Genomic DNA, 16,731 nt, shown 5'->3' with positions numbered 1-16,731 from the left:
CATGTGCGGAATTCATCTGATTTGGGGAAAAGGGGCTAATCAAGACTCCATTCAATCCCTTGTGGACAGCTCCCAGCATCGAGGGCCGGATCAAAGTGCGGTTTTTTCACCCTGGCATGGCTTATGGGTAGGTGTAAACCGACTTAAAATCCTTCATCCCGGCTCTGATGCCGACCAGCCCTTTTGGGATCAGGAGGGAAAAAGTCTTTTGGTCTGGAACGGGGAAATCTACAATTTCAAGGAGCTGAGAGGGGGCCTTACAAGAATGGGCGTGGAATTTTCAACTCAATCCGATACGGAAGTACTGCTTCAGCATCTCAAGTTTTTCGGAACCGAAGGCCTTCCCAAGCTGAATGGCATGTTTGCCATCATTTATATCAACCTGGTTCAGAAGTCTGTTTTGGTAGCCCGGGACCGAAATGGAGAAAAGCCTCTTTACTATTCCCAGAGCCCTGAAGCATTGATTCTTTCCTCTGAAACCGCCGGTATTTCCAAATTGACCAAGGCTGAATTGGATCCATTGCAAATCCCTTCATTTTATTACTTCAGAAGTGCTACACCGGGGAAAACTTTTTACAAAGGAATCCGGGAATGGAAACCCAGCCGATACAGCACCATCTTACAACATTCGACATTTAGATGGGATAATATTCCCATGCCCAAGAAGACGAGCGAAAATCCCTCCCTGGCTCTATTTCAGGAGATCTTACAGGAAGCCGTCAAGACTCAATTCCACGCAGATGTCCCGGTTGGAATGATGCTCAGCGGAGGTTCGGACAGCTCCCTGCTTTATGCCAATTGGTATAAAACAACAGGAACCCTGCTACCGGCCTATACTATCCAAGTGGAGAAAAAATACAGAAGCAAATATCAGGACGCTGATTTCGCTCAAAAATTTGTCAAGCAGTTCCCTGCAAATCATATAATGGTCCCGGTGGATCAAAAATCCTTTTTGGATCAGTGGGACTCCTACCTTTCCTCGGTAGATCAGCCTGTAGGAGATTCGGCTGGTTTCCTGACTTGGATGCTAGCCCAAGAGGCCAAAAAAGAAGTCAAAGTCCTCATCTCCGGTGCCGGAGCAGATGAGCTTTGGGGTGGATATCGGCGCCATAGCGCTTTTACGCAATACCTCAAGCAGAAAGATTTCTGGATCCAATGGGCCAAGACTTTGGGCAAAATACCTTTGGGAAGAGAGTGGAAAAAAATGATGTCAGGGATTGATCAAGATCCTAAGAAAACCTTTCTCAACTTTTCGGCTTTGGAAAACCTTGATCCCGATTTGGTGGAGGATTATGCCCGGATTTTCGATCCCAAACTTCCATTCTACAAGCAAATGCTGGACTTTGACAGACAAGTGTACCTGGTTCAGGATGTGCTCAAAATCCAAGACAACGCATTAATGGCGCACGGCATTGAAGGAAGGTCTCCATATTTAGGCAGCAAAATGCTCGCCCTTTGGAAAACGGTGGAGGACCCCAAATTGCTTTTGGATAAGCCTTGGATCAAAGCTTCACTGGATGAATACGGGTTGAACTGGATTTCCAAGCGGAAAAAATTCGGATTCGGTCTTCCGCTCCAAGAATGGCTCTTGGAAGGTGGACCAGTGGCGGTCAAGATTTTCTCCACTTTGAAAGAATTTGGGAAAAGCCGGGAATCTGAACTTCCCCTAGCCGTCAGAGACTTGTGCCAAAATCCAGAGAAAAAGGTAAAATCCCACTTTTTAACCTTGTACAATCTGTTTCTTTTGGCAGAATGGTGGAAATTGCATCAATCATGAAAGTCATCTACATCCACCAATATTTCAGGACTCCAGAACAAGGCGGAGCTGTCAGATCTTATCATTTGGCCAAAGGACTTGTTCAGCAGGGTATCGAGGTGGAGATGATCACAGCCCACAACCAGCCTACTTATGACCAACGATGGATTGAAGGAATCAAAGTCCATTACCTTCCAGTCCCCTATGATCAAAAGTTCGGATTTCTCCAAAGAACCTGGTCTTTCCTGGAGTTTGTCAGAAAAAGCAAGAGTCTGCTAAAAAAGCTGAGCCGCCCTGACCTTTTGTACATCACCTCCACACCTCTCACTACCGGATGGATTGGCCTTTGGGCAAAAAAGAAAATGGCTTTGCCTTATATTTTCGAAGTTCGGGATCTTTGGCCGGAAGCACCCATTCAGGTAGGAGCCATTCGCAACCCTTTTTTGATTCGGTACTTAAAAGGATTGGAGCAAAAAATCTACCGGGAAGCTTTGAGCTTGGTGGCACTTTCCCCCGGGATTGGAGCTCATTTGACTCAAGTCTGCCCCAAACAGGAAGTTGCCCTAATTCCGAATTTTTCAGATTTAACCCGGTTTTCTCCCCAGGAAAAAGATCAGGCTTTGAAAAATAGCTTGGAACTGACTGATGGCTTGACCATCGCCTACACCGGTGCCATTGGTATGGTCAATGCATTGGATGAATTATTGGAATTAGCAAAAATGGCCCGGGATCGAGGGAAAAACTGGAATTTCCTCATTATGGGCGAGGGAAGCCATCTCGAATTATTGGAAAAAAGAGCCAAAGATCTAAGGTTGGATAGACTCCGGTTTCTTCCTTTTTCATCCAAAGATCAAGTCAATCAAGTGCTGAGCCTAGCCGATTTTTCCTGGATTTCCTTTGCACATTACCCTGTTTTGAAAACCAACAGTCCCAACAAATTTTTTGATGCATTGGCTGCAGGAAAAGCCATTTTGGTCAATCACAAAGGCTGGGTATATGACTTGGTCAAAACCCATCAGCTAGGCTTATCTTTTTTGCCGGGGAAATGGGAAAAAGCTTTTGCCAAGCTTGAGCAACTGGAATCCCTTCCTGATGAAATCCGGCAAATGGGCAAAAAATCCCGCAAACTTGCAGAAACTTATTTTTCCAAAGAGTTGGCCATCTCCAGATTGACAGAAATTATCCAACCCAATCCCGACACTACTCAGGGCGACGTGGCCGATATCCGGACTGCCTGAAAATCTGCTCTGCATTGGCTTCCCGCATCAGCTCAGGAAGGCTAAGATCCTGGTTGAGACGATAATCATCCACGATATTCCATCCCATCCATCTTCCCAATCTTCCGGGAGCTTTGGTGCTGATGGCGTCTGTAAACGGCGCTTCTCCGATATATTTTCGGATTTCAAAGGGATTGGTCTCGAAGAGCAATTCATTTTCCACAAAATGGGACCAAATGTATTCCTCATTGGCCCAGCATTCTTCGATTTCTTCGGGGGTATATCCGATAATATATTGGTCGGAGGTACAAGGCATGATGGATTTGACAAAATGGTAGGCTTTGCCATAATAGATCATTTCTGAAAGCAGGGTAATGTCAGCCGGGTTGGTCTGATTGTATCGGGAAGATATTGCCAACACGATCATGGGTACCAAAAACTTCCGTTCATACCGCACGGCCATGTATCTGGCAATGTCCGGTTGAAACTCATGATCCGCAGGGAGAAAATAATCCAGGCCGATGACAATCATATCCTCTGAAATCACCAAATCGGAATTAAACCCTGAGACAAAGGTATATACCTTAGGGGCCTTGAAATCCGGAAAATAGTGCCGAATGGATTTAAATGCATTTTCCAACTCGGTTTCGATATCCGAAACATCCGAAAACTCCACCAGGACAGAATCATACAAAACTCGCATTGCCGAATCCTGATTGACTTCCCAGAGCACACTGGCCAAGGAATCTACTGAAGGATATTGATCCAGCTCAAGGTAACCCGAAGAAAAGTCAGGGTATTTTTCGAGTAAAAACTTGATGTCTTCTGGGCTTTTTGCTTCAAAAAACTCTTTCTCCAAGCGGGCAAATTCCAAATCCAGGGGCTGAGATAGAATATCGGGATCCAACTCACATTCGGTTTGTTTTTTTCCGCAGGAAAAGAAAACCAGCAGACCAATCATCAAAAAAACGGGGAAGACTCTTCGCATGGGTGGGAATATTTGAAGGCAAAATAAATAAAGCCTTTGGATTCAACGAAGAAACCTAAGGATTGATATCCTGAGATTTTCTCCTTGAGTCAATTCCACTAAATTTCCACGGTGAAAAATCAATGGATTACAGCACTTGCATTTTTTTCTTACCTCAGCTTCGCAAAAGTTGGGAACTTCCTGCTGCTGTTTTTTTCATTTCATTGGAGCAAATGGGTGGGAAAGCCCATGATTTTAGGGCGTCCGACCACCCTGAGCATAGAACCCACCACGAGCTGCAATCTCCGCTGTCCCGAATGTCCCTCCGGCTTGAGATCTTTCACTCGCCCTACCGGGATGCTTCAGGAGTCACTTTTTGAAAAAACCATAACTCAAGTCCAGTCTCATCTCAGCTGGTTGCATTTGTATTTTCAGGGAGAGCCTTTCTTGAATCCCCGGTTTCTGGAAATGGTGAAATATGCGAATGAGCGAAAGATATTTACCTCCTCCTCCACCAACGCACATTACCTGAGTCCAAAAACTGTATCAGAAATCCTGGACTCCGGGCTCAGGCAGTTAATTGTCTCGATGGACGGGATCACGCAGGAGATTTATGAAAAATACCGCGTGGGAGGAAACCTCGAAAAAGTCCAGGAAGGACTCCAACTCTTGCTTTCTGAACGGAAAAAGGCCAAAAAATCCTTCCCCCGTGTGGTTTTGCAGTTTTTGGTCACCGGGCAAAATGAACACCAAATTCCCGCACTTCAGCTATGGGCTAAGGAGATTGGAGTGGACGAATTGCAACTCAAGACCACCCAGATTTATGATTTCGAATACGGATCAGAGTTGATCCCTTCTGATTTGGGATATTCCCGATATATCCCTGCCGGGAATGGCAAATGGAAGCTTAAGAAAAAGCTGGAAAATAAATGCTGGAGAATGTGGCAGGGGGCCGTGGCTACCTGGGATGGTAAGATTGTGCCCTGTTGCTTTGATAAGGATGCTCATCATGTCATGGGAGAACTGAGCCAAAATAGCTTGAAGGAAATCTGGAATTCAGAGGTTTATGCGCGATTTCGGGCTCAGCTTTTGAGGGACAGAAGCCAAATCGAGATATGTAAAAATTGTACGGAGTAATTATTTTCTCCCATATAATCATTTAATTGATGATTTCATATTGCCTTTTTATTAAAAATTGTATAACCTTGTGTAAGGTTATACTCTAATGGAAAAATACTTAACTATAGGCGAAGCAGCCAAAAAACTAGAGGTTAGTACAGAGACTTTAAGAAGATGGGATAATTCTGGAAAATTCAGTTCAATTCGCCACCCAATAAATAATTATAGAGTTTACTCTGAAAACCAACTAAACTCATTTGCGGATGAACTTCAATTAGAAATAAGATATCTTAAGTCTTCTGACCTTGAATTGGTTTCTAATCCATTTTTTGAATCCAAACTTGGAAAATTATATCAAATGGATGCCATTTCATATTTGAAAACTCTCGAATCAAATAGTATCGATTTAATTTTTTCTGATCCACCGTACAATATAGGCAAAGCAGATTGGGACACATTTACTTCTCAAAAAGATTATTTGGATTGGTGCTATGAATGGATTAGAGAATCTCATAGGGTACTAAAAAAAACCGGCTCACTTTACGTTTGCGGATTTTCAGAAATACTTTCTGACATAAAATGGGTAACAAATGGTCTTTTTCATAGTACAAAATGGTTGATTTGGTTTTATCGAAATAAAGCAAACCTAGGGAAGGATTGGGGTCGTTCACATGAAAGCATTTTGCACCTAAGGAAGAGTAAAAATTTCTATTTCAACATAGATGAAGTAAGAATTCCTTACAATGATCATACATTAAAATATCCCGAAAGGTCACAAGCTGAGACTTCCCAATATTCCAAAGGGGATAATAATAAACATGTTTGGAAACCAAACCCACTAGGAGCAAAACCTAAAGATGTTTTTGAAATTCCAACTATATCAAATGGTTCTTGGGAGAGATTTCCTCACCTAACCCAAAAACCTGTTGAATTACTTCGAAAAATAATTCTTTCAAGTTCGAAAGAGGGGGACTTGGTTTTGGATCCTTTTGGAGGATCTGGGACTACATTTGCAGTTTCTGAAGCGTATGGAAGAAAATGGTTAGGTACAGAATTGAATGAAAATCATTGCAAAATAATAAGAGAACGTCTTTCAGATAGTAATCATTTAAAGAGAATTCACGCTGAATTGGATACCCGAAAATCTAATTCAAGGAGAAAAAAATTAAGAGGAGAATAATTCAAAGATGTCTACCGAAACAAGATCTGAGAACTTCTTCATGTGATTTGAAAACGGTTTTTTTAAAGCTGCAGGAGGAGGGTCCAAATAGTATATACCTTCTAAAGATGTCAAAAACTGGGTGTAAACCATAAATAGACCAGAAACTAAAGTGTGGGAAATTCCCCCGCTCTCTTTTCGTTGAACATCATTTAAAAATATTCCTATAACTTTTTGTGGGTGACCAACAAATGTCTCAAGAAGCATTTTGTCTATAAAAATCTTACCCATACGATCCTTTGAGGTGGTTTTTGCAGATACTACAATTTCATCCTTGTCAAGGAAAGAAGAGGTAGAGTTGACTTTATCAAATGGGGAAAGGATTATATCATTTTCACATTTGTAAATTTTTTCACCGTCCTCAGTCTTATAAGGAATTTGAAGGACTGTTTTTTTATTAGAAACGCCTATTTCATCAAAAACTGCCTTTACTAATTCCTCAAATCTATTTCCTACATGCTTTCTTGAGCTGTTACTTCCTAATAACAAATCGAATCCAGCGCCAATTGATTGTTGAATTGTATAAAGAACTGAATCAATAATAATTTTTTCTTCATCGAGGATAGGAAAATTCCTGGCTTTAATTTTTCCAAGCACAATTAGCAACTCTAAAAACTTATTTTCAAATTCGATGGGATCTGAAATGAATAGTTTAGTGTTAATTGGTCTCAAATATTTTTCACTTCCTTCGATTTTCTGCTTTGAAATTCTATAGTCTCCTGAAATTAAAGTGTCTGTGGTCGAAAAATTCAAGAAAGTGAGGACATTCCTGGATGTTTTAAAAAATTCTAAAAGAGTTTTTTTCTTTGATTTTAATTGTAAATCTAATGGGTCTAACATGGATCAAGATTTTTTACCTAAATACTTATTATTTCTATTCAAAGTCAAGTGTAGCCCCCAAAATTTGGTAGACTAGAGAATTTGATGGATTTTTAACTCCTAAATTGCCCGATAATACACCCGGAACTCGGTTTTACTCATGATTTTATCCAAAAGACTCTGGTACTTTTTCGCCATTCTCAGTGCGCTTTACCTGTACAGTCCAGAAGCTGTTTCCCAACAAAGTGCTGATATCACGTCCATCAAAGTGGATGAATTGAGTGATTCTCAAATCGAGGAATTGGTAAATCGTGCCAATGCTGCTGGCTTGAGCACGTCTGAATTTCTCCAAATGGCCCAAATGAGAGGAATGCCTTCTTTGGAAGTAGAAAAGCTCAGAGAAAGAATAGAAGCTATGAGTTTGGGTGGACAAAGAAGAGAATCCAATGCCTCCAAACGTGAGCCAAGGCAACAAGTGGACCTCAATGAGATCACCCGGGGATTAATCCAACCTCAGCAGATTTTGGAAAATCCTCCATCTGGTGAAATCTTCGGCTCCAGCTTGTTTTATCAAAGTAACAGAAGACTCAGTTTCGAGCCCAGCCTGAATCAGGCCACACCAAAAAATTACATTCTGGGCCCGGGAGACTTGATTTATGTGGACATCTATGGAGAATCCGAGAAGTATTACGAAGCTACGGTAAACCCTGACGGCTTTGTGCTTCTAGATAATATTGGACCTGTATCTGTGTCCGGAAAATCAATTGAAGAAGCTTCTGCAATTCTGAAAAACAGAGTGGCAAGGTTTTATCCAAGCCTCAGTGGAAGCAATCCCCGAACTTTCCTTCAAGTCACCTTAGGGAATGTCAAAACCATCAAAGTTCATATTTTGGGAGAAGTCAGACTCCCTGGCACTTTTACTTTGAGTGCATTTTCGACTGTTTTCAATGCCCTTTATGCTGCTGGTGGACCTAACGAAAATGGCACCTTAAGGGCCATCAAACTAATGCGAAACAATAAGCAGGTTGCTGAAATTGACGTGTATGACCTCTTGATCAATGGCACTGCCAACCTGGACCTCCAGCTCCAGGATCAGGATGTATTGTTGGTTCAGCCATTTTTGGCCAGAGCAAAAATCAAGGGAGAAGTCAAGCGACCTTTGACTTTTGAACTCAAGCCTCAGGACAACCTCAAGGACCTAATTCATTATGCCGGTGGGTTCACCGACTATGCCTTCAAAGACCGTATTTCAATATCCCGGATCACCGGAAATCAAAGATCAGTCTCCGATGTCTTCCAGAATCAATTTGGCATTTTTCTGCTCCAAGGAGGAGATGAGATAACCGTAGGGAGGATTTTAGACCGCTACTCCAACAGAGTGCAGATCAAAGGGGCTGTTTTCCGTCAGGGTACTTTTGCCCTAACTGAGGGTCTTACCTTGTCTCAGTTGATCAAAAATGCCGAGGGACTTAAGGGAGATGCTTATACCCAGCGAGCCAGTATTTTGAGAACCAAAACGGATTTAAGTTCAGAAGTAATTGAGGTGAACCTCAAAGGTATTTTGGAAGGTACGAGTCCAGACATTCGTCTTCAACGGGAAGATGTAGTGAGGATTTCCAGCATATACGATATTCAGAATGAGCGGTACGTACAGATTCTCGGCGAAGTCAAAAGGCCCGGAACTTATCCCTATGCTGCAGGAATGACTCCGGAGGAATTGATCCTGATGGCCGGGGGACTCCAGGAAAGTGCCAATACGCAAGATGTGGAAATCGCCAGAAGGCTGGAAGATGCAGACTTGGGAACCTTGGCAGATATCATCCCTACTTCCGTAAATCCTGACCTATCCATCAATTCCAGCAGCCAAACTTTGCAGCCTTTTGATCAGGTAATCGTCCGAAAGCGTTCCAATTTTAACATGCAGAGATTGGTGTCGGTGGAAGGCCAAGTGAATTCACCGGGAATTTTTGCAATCGAGAGCAGCGTGGAAAGAATTTCCGACTTGGTAAGAAGAGCCGGCGGGTTGAATTCTTTTGCTTATTCCAAAGGCGCTACGTTAATCCGACGAACGGAATTTTTCAACACAGAATCCGAGCAAATCCGAAGACAGCGCAACTTGGAAGCTCTTCGATTGAGGCTGATCGAAGATCCCAATAACTCAGAAGCTCAGGAAGAACTCCTGAAAAGACTTTTCAAAGACCTTCCAAAAGAAACAAAAAGCACTCAGGACACGCTTCCAACCAATGCCAAAAAAGAATCCTTGGATCAAATCGCCGCTGAGACCCCAGGGTTTGCTGTAAAAATCAAAGAATCTGAAGCTGTAGCGATCAATTTGGAGAAAATCCTTTCCAACCCCGGTTCGGAGGAAGATCTTTTATTGGAAGAAGGAGATATTCTGACCATTCCTAAGCTTTTGCAAACCGTCAGAATGAGAGGGGATGTCGTCTATCCTACCACCATCCGACACCAGCAAGGCAAGGGTTTGAAATATTACATCAACAGCGCCGGCGGCTTTGAGCGCAGAGCCAACAGGAAGCAGACTTATGTAGTCTATGCGAATGGAGCAGTGAAAAGAACCAAAGGATTTATGGGAATCAGAAACTACCCACCTGTGGAACCCGGAGCAGAAGTAATCGTTCCGACCAAAGGGCCTAGAATCCCTCTGAGACTTGGTGAAGTAGTCGGTGTCACCACCGGATTGGCCACCTTGGCTTTGGTACTCTCTCAAATCAACTGGCAATGACGGAGAATAAGCATTTTTCTGACAATCAATTCACCTTTCGTGAAGTGATTCAAAACTTACAAGATTGGCTTGCTTACTTCCTTTCCAAATGGAAAATCTTATTCCTGGCCGGAATTATCGGCCTTGGGCTAGGGGCATTGGTCTCGATTTTCAAAAAGCCTGTTTTCCATGCCGAGACCTCCTTTGTACTTGAAGAAGGGGATGCGGGAAATATAGGTCAGATGTCCGGTTTAGCTTCCTTGGTGGGGGTGAATTTGGGCTCCTTGGGAAGTACCAGCGGACTTTTTCAAGGCGATAATATCATGGAGCTCTATCGTTCGGACCGTATGCTTGGGGAGACCTTGTTGAGTCCATTTGAAGGGGATAAACTCTTGATTGACCGATTTGTCGAGTTTGAGGAATTGGATGAAAAATGGGCCTCCAAAGTTGATTTTAGCCAATTGGACTTTTCTATTCCCCGGGAAAACTTCAGCATTACACAAGACTCGGTAATCTTTGAAGTAGCCAAATTAATCCGGGAAAGCCAGCTTGCCGTAGCCAAACCTGATCGGAAACTCAGCATCATTCAGGTAAGTATTTCCTCGAAAGACCAGGCTTTTGCTAAGGTATTCAATGAGACTTTGGTAGGAAAAGTCAATACCTTCTATTTCGAGACCAAAACCAAAAAGACGGGAGAAAACCTGGCCATCCTTCAATCTCAAGCGGATTCTGTGAGGGCTATCTTGGATGAAAGTATCGGGGCCTACGCCTCAGCCCAGGACCGGGTGCCTAATGCGAACCCCTTATTGACAAGTGCTACCGTAGAAAGCCGAAAGCGTCAAATTGATGTACAAGCCACGGGGGCAGTATATCAGGAAATTGTCAAAAATCTCGAAATCGCCAAGGTCAACCACCGCAACAATTCCCCTTTGATCCAAATCATCGACTCTCCCAGATTCCCGCTGAAACGGACAGAAATCCGCTTGGTAAAAGGCATGGTCTTGGGAGCCATTTTCGCTGGTCTTCTGGTTTTATTTGGACTTTACTTCCGCAGACTGTACCAAAAACATGTGCAGGAAAGCTAAACTCTAGGCTGCCATGTTTGAAAAACTCAACCAACTCATCCCGATCGGGAATTTTATCCGAAACAAATCCATCCAGAATTTTTTGTTTTTGGCGGTGATTCAGTCCTCCAATGTGCTGATCTCGATCATTTCTATGCCGCTGCTGATCCAGAGTATTGGCGTGGATCAATTTGGCTTGGTCAACCTTGCCCTCTCTGTGATCATTTTGCTGAATATTTGGGTAGGATTTGGGTACAATCTCAGTGCACCACGTGAAGTAGCTATCAACCAAAAAGACAAAGAGGCTTTGTCGCATTTGGTTTCCAATGTATTTTCCGCCAAACTTTTGTTGGCCACATTTGCGGCCCTGGCTATTTTCATCGGAATTTTTGGCTTTAACCTTTTCGAAGACTATCAATGGATTTTAATCTTTTCCCTGCTTTTGCTCTTTTCGGAGGCTACACTTCCTCTTTGGTTTTTTCAGGGAATGGAAAAAATGAAACTGGTGTCCATTGCCAATATCTTTTCCAAGCTGCTCTTCTTGATGGGAATCGTACTTTTTATCCATCGCCCGGAGCAAAGCCTTTGGGTGAATTTCCTGATGGGATTTTTTGGATTAGGAATCAACCTTTTCCTTTTGGGATATATCCACAGCCTGATGGATATCCGCTTTTACAGACCTGAATTTGCTGCGATCTGGATCAGCCTAAAGGATAATGTACTCTTGTTTTTCAGTAATCTGGCAAGCCATATTTCCATCAATGGCGGCTTGATCATTCTGAGCTTTTTCTCCGCAGCCGAGACCTTGGGGATGTACAGTTTAGCCGAAAGAGTGATCATGGTACTTAGGCTTTTTCCTGCCTTGATCATTCAGGCTATATTCCCAAATGCCGCCAAATTGTATAAGGAAGATCCTCCATCCTTCTATAAGTTTCTGAAAAGAGTCTATGTCCGTGTTGTATTGGTAGGCGCTGTGATTTCTCTCGGCACCTATGCAGCGGCCCCATGGATCATTCAAGTCCTTTCCCGCTCCAATCTTGCAGACTCTGTGATGTATCTTCAACTTTTGGCAGCTGTGCCTTTTCTAGCCTGCCTCAATGTTGCCCATATATTGCTTCTTCTTGTGGCGGATTTAAAGTCCCTTTTGTTTCGGGCCAGCTGGATGATGTGCCTGTATATGGTTTTGGTATCGGCATTCCTGACAGCAAATTACGGAGGAATGGGGCTTTGTCTGGGGATTTTATCCACGGAAATCATCGTGTTTCTCATTTGTCTGGTCCTTTTGTACCGACACAATCCTAAATTGATTCATGGCTTCTACTCCTGAGATTTCTGTTGCGATTATCTTGGTCAACTGGAACGGGCTGGAATATACCGAGGCCTGTTTGGAATCCCTGCGCCAGGTCGACTACCCTAATTTCAAAGTAGTAGTGGTGGATAATGCCTCTGCCAACCCTGAAGGAAAGCAGCTTAAAACCTCTTTTCCTGAAATCGAACTTATCCAGAACTCCCAAAACTTAGGCTTTGCAGGAGGAAATAATGTCGGCATCTGTTGGGCCTTGGAACAGGGCTTTTCTCATGTCTGTTTGCTGAATAATGACACCCAAGTAGCCCCTGATTTTTTAGGGGAAATGGTCCTCAGGTTCCGACAAGGGAAATCCCTCGGTGTCGTGCAACCCATGATCTTGTTTCTGCATCAGCCTAAAAAAATATGGAGTGCAGGTGGGAAATGGAATCCCAAGCTCGGACGAGCGGTCACGCTTGGAGACCGTGAGCCTTTGGTAAATTACCGGGTAAAATCCCCACAAATCGACTGGGCAACGGGATGCTGTATGATGGTTTCCAGAGAAGCTTTGCTCAAAAGCGGCCTTCTAAACGAACAATATTTCATCTATTTTGAAGATGTGGAGTGGTCGCTTCGGATCAAGAAACAAGGATTTTCCCTTGAATTGGCACCGAAGGCAGTAATCTACCACGAAGCTGGAGCTGCCTCCAAAAAATCCCATATAGAAGGAGTCCTTAGCCCAAAGGTATTTTATTACCATGTCAGAAATCAGATTTTACTGCTCCGGAAGTACAAAGCCTATATGGGGTTCGGCTATCATTTGGCAAGATTCTTCTTTTGGATGCTGTATTTCTTGGGAAGAAGAAGGTTTAAAAAGCTAAAAGCAGTAGTGAAGGGAATTAGAGATGGGTTTCGGGAAAAACTTCAAGCCCCTCCAGCATGGCCCTGATTTTTTTCATATTGATTTCCCTAGGAGTGGGAGCAGGACTGCTTTGGACCTTGGAAAAGATGGTTTTCCAGGGTAAATGGACCTATTTCATTTATTTTCTGGCAGCCTTTCTGCCTTTTTATATCACGACTTTAAGCATTGTCTATTTGGCCACCCGGTCTTCTGAAATCGTCGGAATTTTTCAGGTGATCAAAGAACTGGTGGTGCTTACTTCGGTACTGGTTTTTGTCATTTATCAGAAAAAACCAGGCGCCTATCCTTTCAGGCTACAGTCAGTGGATTGGTTCTTTTTAGGCTTTCTAGGATTGGCTTTTGCTTATTTATTGCTTCCCTTGGGAGAGGCATCTTTCCTGAACAAAGCATTGTATTATAAAAGTATGCTGATCCCTGGACTGGTGTATTTTTTGGGAAGAAATACCCGCATGGAGGAGATAGAAATCAAACGGATTTTTTCCATCATTTTCCTCATCGCCATTGCCGCTTTTGTCGTCAACCTGGTTGAAAACTTCGTCCTAGGTGCTCATTTGCAGCAATTCACCGGGTATGCCCTATACAATCAGGCGATTAATGACATCGATCCCACCGGTAATTTTGGGTTGACCTGGACATTTGAGACCCAAGCGGTGACCAAACGATTGGCGAGCTTTTTCTCGGACCCGCTGGAGATGGCCAGTTCGGTCTTGATGGGATTTGCGGCCGGTTTGATTTGGTTCCTGACTACCAAAAAAGAGCAGCACTGGCTATCTCTGCTGGTGATGGCTTGTTCTCTGGGAAGCTTGGTATTCTCGGCTTCCCGGGCTGCCTTTGGGGCCTTTTTCGTGATGATTTTCTTTATCGCCTTAGTGTTTCGCTTGTACAAACTGATCGGGGCAGGATTCCTCGCCCTGCTGGGATTCGGGCTTTATGTGATCTTCTTCGCTTCTGAAGATTTTTATTTTTTCGTTGTCGATACCCTCACTTTTGAAAACACTTCCAGCATAGGCCATGTCGTGGAGTGGCTTTTGGCTTTGGATTCTATGTTAGCCAATCCTTTGGGTATTGGCTTGGCAATGAGTGGAAATGTGGGAAGCGTTACGGATGAACTTCGAGTGGGAGGAGAAAACCAGTTTTTAATATATGGGGTGCAACTGGGTTGGCTGGGGATGATTCTTTACATCCTTGTATTAGCCTCTGGAGTAATTATTTCGCTCCGGGTTTTTTATCAAACAGAAAACACTATGACTGCCCGTTTGGCATTTGTGGGTGCTGTGACGAAAGTAGGAATGCTCTTACCGCTTTTCACGGCAAATGCCGAAATGTACACTTATGTCACTTGGCTAACTTGGTGGATGATTGGGTATAGTGTCCACCACTATAGTATTTTGAAAAAAAGTGTGGAAATTGAGCAGACATGAATGCTCCTGAAGGAAAATAATCTGAACTGTCAAGAATTAACTACAAGCTCACTTTTTCCTTTTTACCATCCAACTCATAGGGCTGAATAAGAACCTCAACCGGCAAATTCAACAAACTCGAAAGGTTTCTAACCATTTCGATGGTCATTGCCCTTTTCTTATTTAATACTAAGCTAACGGTGGTTTTGCTACCGATGGCAGGGATCAAATCTTTGTCCTTAAGTCCCTTTCTTTCCATAGTTTCTTGGATGGCGAGAATAGGGTCCGGAAGAGAAATCGGGAAATTCTCCTTTTCGTATTTATCAATTAAAGTAACCAACAATTCAGCCTCCATCCCTTCTGGACTGTCAGGATCCGCTTCGAAGATTTTTGAAAGTCTGGCAAGTGCCATATCATATTCCTTTTCTGTCGTGATAATCTTTTCCCACTTCATGATTCTAATCTGATTTCCGGTGTTAAAATTGGTCTACAGTAGTTGCATCCACTTTGTCATACTCAGCATGTGTTCCGATAAATTTGATAAACACCCACTGCCTCAAATAACTTATTTGGACAATTAATCGGTATTTATTTCCTGAAATATTGAACACCACGCGATTGTTTTTGACAGGATCGGCGTCTGGAAAATCCAGAATAACATCTGATGGTTTTAGCCAAACAGCATGTCTGGTGATGGCAATCCAGGTTTCTATACTTGATTTGGAATCTGGATGTTTTTTGTAAAACTCCACCAGATTTTTAGTCGCAACGATGTTTTTCAATGCCTGCTGTTATGAAAACGATGGAAGATAGCATAAAGTTTTCATTTTGAAAACTTATTAAAACCTGTATAATCTAATTGTCAAAATTTATTCACTCTACTTCTAGCGAGTGATTCATCCTTTTTTGGAAAAAGACTCATTGCTTTAAATACAAAATTTCATTCTCCAGATTGCGAATTCTTATTTCACCAAGCTTTTTATATGAAAAGTGGAATCCATGAATTTTGGAATATTTTACGAATTCTGTGCACTTAATTCCTAAATTAAAACTCCATTAGAAGGGAATTCCTTGTCTTTGGTCAATTTATCACCATAGAATCAAAATCCATTTTCCTTGAAAGTCCTCCTCGATCTTCAATACCTCAACGTCGCCAGTACCGGGATCAAAACCTACATGGTAGAGCTGGCAAAGGCAGCCCGAAAATATCCACATAAGGAGATTGAATGGATTTTTACCCATGAACCGGACAAGCAGGCTGCTGATGTTTCCTATAAAGACCTGAAATCCAAAATTCAAAAGTTGAATTACCACATGGACTATTTCCGGTGGAAGGAATTTCAGCTTCCGGATATGGTGAAAAAATTCAAACCGGATATCCTAATTTGTCCAGATTTTGTATCACCTGCAGCCACTCTGGGATGCAGGAGAATGACTGTGATACACGATGCGTTTTTCTGGCAAATGCCCGAAAACTACCCTCGCTGGTGGAGAAAATACTTTCTCAGCCTGATCAAAAAAGGTCTCAAAGAAGACACTACCTTGATTACTACCACGCAATATTCAAAGCAGTCTTTGGAACAGTTTCTGGGAAAATCCTGGCCGATTGAGGTGGTCTATCAAGCCCCCAAGGGCCTCAATGCTGCGGTGGATCAGAAGTTTTTGGCAGAGCACCAACTAGAGGCAAATGACTATTTCTTACACATCGGGACCTTTGACCGGAGAAAAAACATCCCCCTTTTGGTAGAATCTTATGCCTCGTATTTGAAGAAATCCCAAAGTTCCAAAAAACTCGTTCTTGCAGGTGGTCCGGGCCAAAGCAAGCAAATGAATGATTTCCCGATAGTCCAAAGTCTTGTCGAGAAACTAGGCCTCCAAAATCAGATTCTCCTCACGGGATATATTACAGACAGCCAAATCAAATCCTTGTATGAAGGTGCTTTTGCCTATGTTTTCCCTTCCCAAAATGAGGGCTTTGGCATTCCTATTTTGGAATCTATGGGCTTTGGAGTGCCGGTGATCCATTCTGATCAACCCGCATTATTGGAAGTCGCCAATGGGGCCGGATTATCTTTTCAAACCGGAAACCAGGCAGACTTGACCGAAAAAATGATACTTTTGGAACAGGAAAACGACTTGAGAGATTTGCTTATCCAAAATGGAAAAGTGCGATCCAAGGATTTTTCTTCCCAAAAATTTATCGAAGCTTTTCAACAGCTCATTCTGAAACCCGGTCCTTAA

At 42.9% G+C, this 16,731-nt stretch carries 14 protein-coding genes; 10 read left to right on the top strand and 4 right to left on the bottom strand.

The annotated features are described in order from the left end of the window. Position 1: 1 nt before the first annotated feature. Together asnB and G458_RS0114705 are read left to right on the top strand one after the other, a co-directional pair. A complete protein-coding gene (gene asnB, locus G458_RS0114710) occupies positions 2-1,777 on the top strand; it encodes an asparagine synthase (glutamine-hydrolyzing) (RefSeq protein ID WP_026952560.1) in 1,776 nt (591 codons plus the stop codon). Further along, a complete protein-coding gene (locus tag G458_RS0114705; RefSeq protein ID WP_026952559.1) occupies positions 1,774-2,994 on the top strand; it encodes a glycosyltransferase family 4 protein in 1,221 nt (406 codons plus the stop codon). Before asnB ends, G458_RS0114705 begins: the two co-directional genes overlap by 4 nt. Here the strand turns inward: G458_RS0114705 and gldB are convergent. Continuing rightward, on the bottom strand, positions 2,957-3,961 hold the full coding sequence (gldB, locus tag G458_RS0114700) for a gliding motility lipoprotein GldB (RefSeq protein ID WP_026952558.1): 1,005 nt from the start codon (positions 3,959-3,961) through the stop codon (positions 2,957-2,959). The two genes, G458_RS0114705 and gldB, sit on opposite strands and share 38 nt — an antisense overlap. A 111-nt stretch (positions 3,962-4,072) precedes the next feature. On the opposite strand from gldB, the gene G458_RS0114695 reads away from it, so the two are divergent. Next, positions 4,073-5,077, top strand: a complete 1,005-nt coding sequence (locus tag G458_RS0114695) for an SPASM domain-containing protein (RefSeq protein ID WP_026952557.1) — start codon at positions 4,073-4,075, stop codon at positions 5,075-5,077. Between the two features lie 88 nt (positions 5,078-5,165). After that, positions 5,166-6,239, top strand: coding sequence for a DNA methyltransferase (locus G458_RS0114690; protein WP_026952556.1), 1,074 nt, complete (start codon positions 5,166-5,168; stop codon positions 6,237-6,239). Here G458_RS0114690 and G458_RS0114685 read toward each other — a convergent pair. Further along, positions 6,225-7,118, bottom strand: coding sequence for a hypothetical protein (locus G458_RS0114685; RefSeq protein ID WP_026952555.1), 894 nt, complete (start codon positions 7,116-7,118; stop codon positions 6,225-6,227). The two genes, G458_RS0114690 and G458_RS0114685, sit on opposite strands and share 15 nt — an antisense overlap. Before the next feature lie 139 nt (positions 7,119-7,257). Here G458_RS0114685 and G458_RS0114680 point away from each other — a divergent pair, with 139 nt between their 5' ends. The 5 genes from G458_RS0114680 to G458_RS0114660 are packed head-to-tail and all read left to right on the top strand — an operon-like array spanning position 7,258 to position 14,511. Further along, positions 7,258-9,840: an SLBB domain-containing protein gene (locus G458_RS0114680; protein WP_026952554.1), complete on the top strand. Its 2,583-nt coding sequence runs from the start codon at positions 7,258-7,260 to the stop codon at positions 9,838-9,840. Further along, positions 9,837-10,904 (top strand): GumC domain-containing protein, encoded by a 1,068-nt coding sequence (locus G458_RS0114675; protein WP_026952553.1) that lies wholly within the window; start codon positions 9,837-9,839, stop codon positions 10,902-10,904. The genes G458_RS0114680 and G458_RS0114675 overlap by 4 nt, the downstream gene beginning before the upstream one ends. 13 nt (positions 10,905-10,917) lie before the next feature. Beyond that, positions 10,918-12,210, top strand: coding sequence for an oligosaccharide flippase family protein (locus G458_RS0114670; protein WP_026952552.1), 1,293 nt, complete (start codon positions 10,918-10,920; stop codon positions 12,208-12,210). Further along, positions 12,194-13,117 (top strand): glycosyltransferase family 2 protein, encoded by a 924-nt coding sequence (locus G458_RS0114665; RefSeq protein WP_026952551.1) that lies wholly within the window; start codon positions 12,194-12,196, stop codon positions 13,115-13,117. The genes G458_RS0114670 and G458_RS0114665 overlap by 17 nt, the downstream gene beginning before the upstream one ends. Then, complete coding sequence (locus G458_RS0114660) at positions 13,108-14,511, top strand: O-antigen ligase family protein (protein ID WP_035468306.1); 1,404 nt, start codon at positions 13,108-13,110, stop codon at positions 14,509-14,511. The genes G458_RS0114665 and G458_RS0114660 overlap by 10 nt, the downstream gene beginning before the upstream one ends. A gap of 40 nt (positions 14,512-14,551) precedes the next feature. Here the strand turns inward: G458_RS0114660 and G458_RS0114655 are convergent, their stop codons facing one another. Next, positions 14,552-14,944 carry a helix-turn-helix domain-containing protein gene (locus tag G458_RS0114655; protein ID WP_026952549.1) on the bottom strand — a complete coding sequence of 131 codons (393 nt, stop codon included), beginning with the start codon at positions 14,942-14,944 and terminating at the stop codon, positions 14,552-14,554. Positions 14,945-14,966: 22 nt separating this feature from the next. After that, a complete protein-coding gene (locus tag G458_RS0114650; protein WP_026952548.1) occupies positions 14,967-15,272 on the bottom strand; it encodes a type II toxin-antitoxin system HigB family toxin in 306 nt (101 codons plus the stop codon). 334 nt (positions 15,273-15,606) lie between these two features. On the opposite strand from G458_RS0114650, the gene G458_RS0114645 reads away from it, so the two are divergent. After that, positions 15,607-16,731 (top strand): glycosyltransferase family 4 protein, encoded by a 1,125-nt coding sequence (locus tag G458_RS0114645; protein ID WP_026952547.1) that lies wholly within the window; start codon positions 15,607-15,609, stop codon positions 16,729-16,731.

The sequence above is a fragment of the Algoriphagus mannitolivorans DSM 15301 genome (assembly GCF_000429425.1).
GTDB lineage: Bacteria > Bacteroidota > Bacteroidia > Cytophagales > Cyclobacteriaceae > Algoriphagus > Algoriphagus mannitolivorans.
This window is presented reverse-complemented; position numbering and strand designations above follow the sequence as displayed.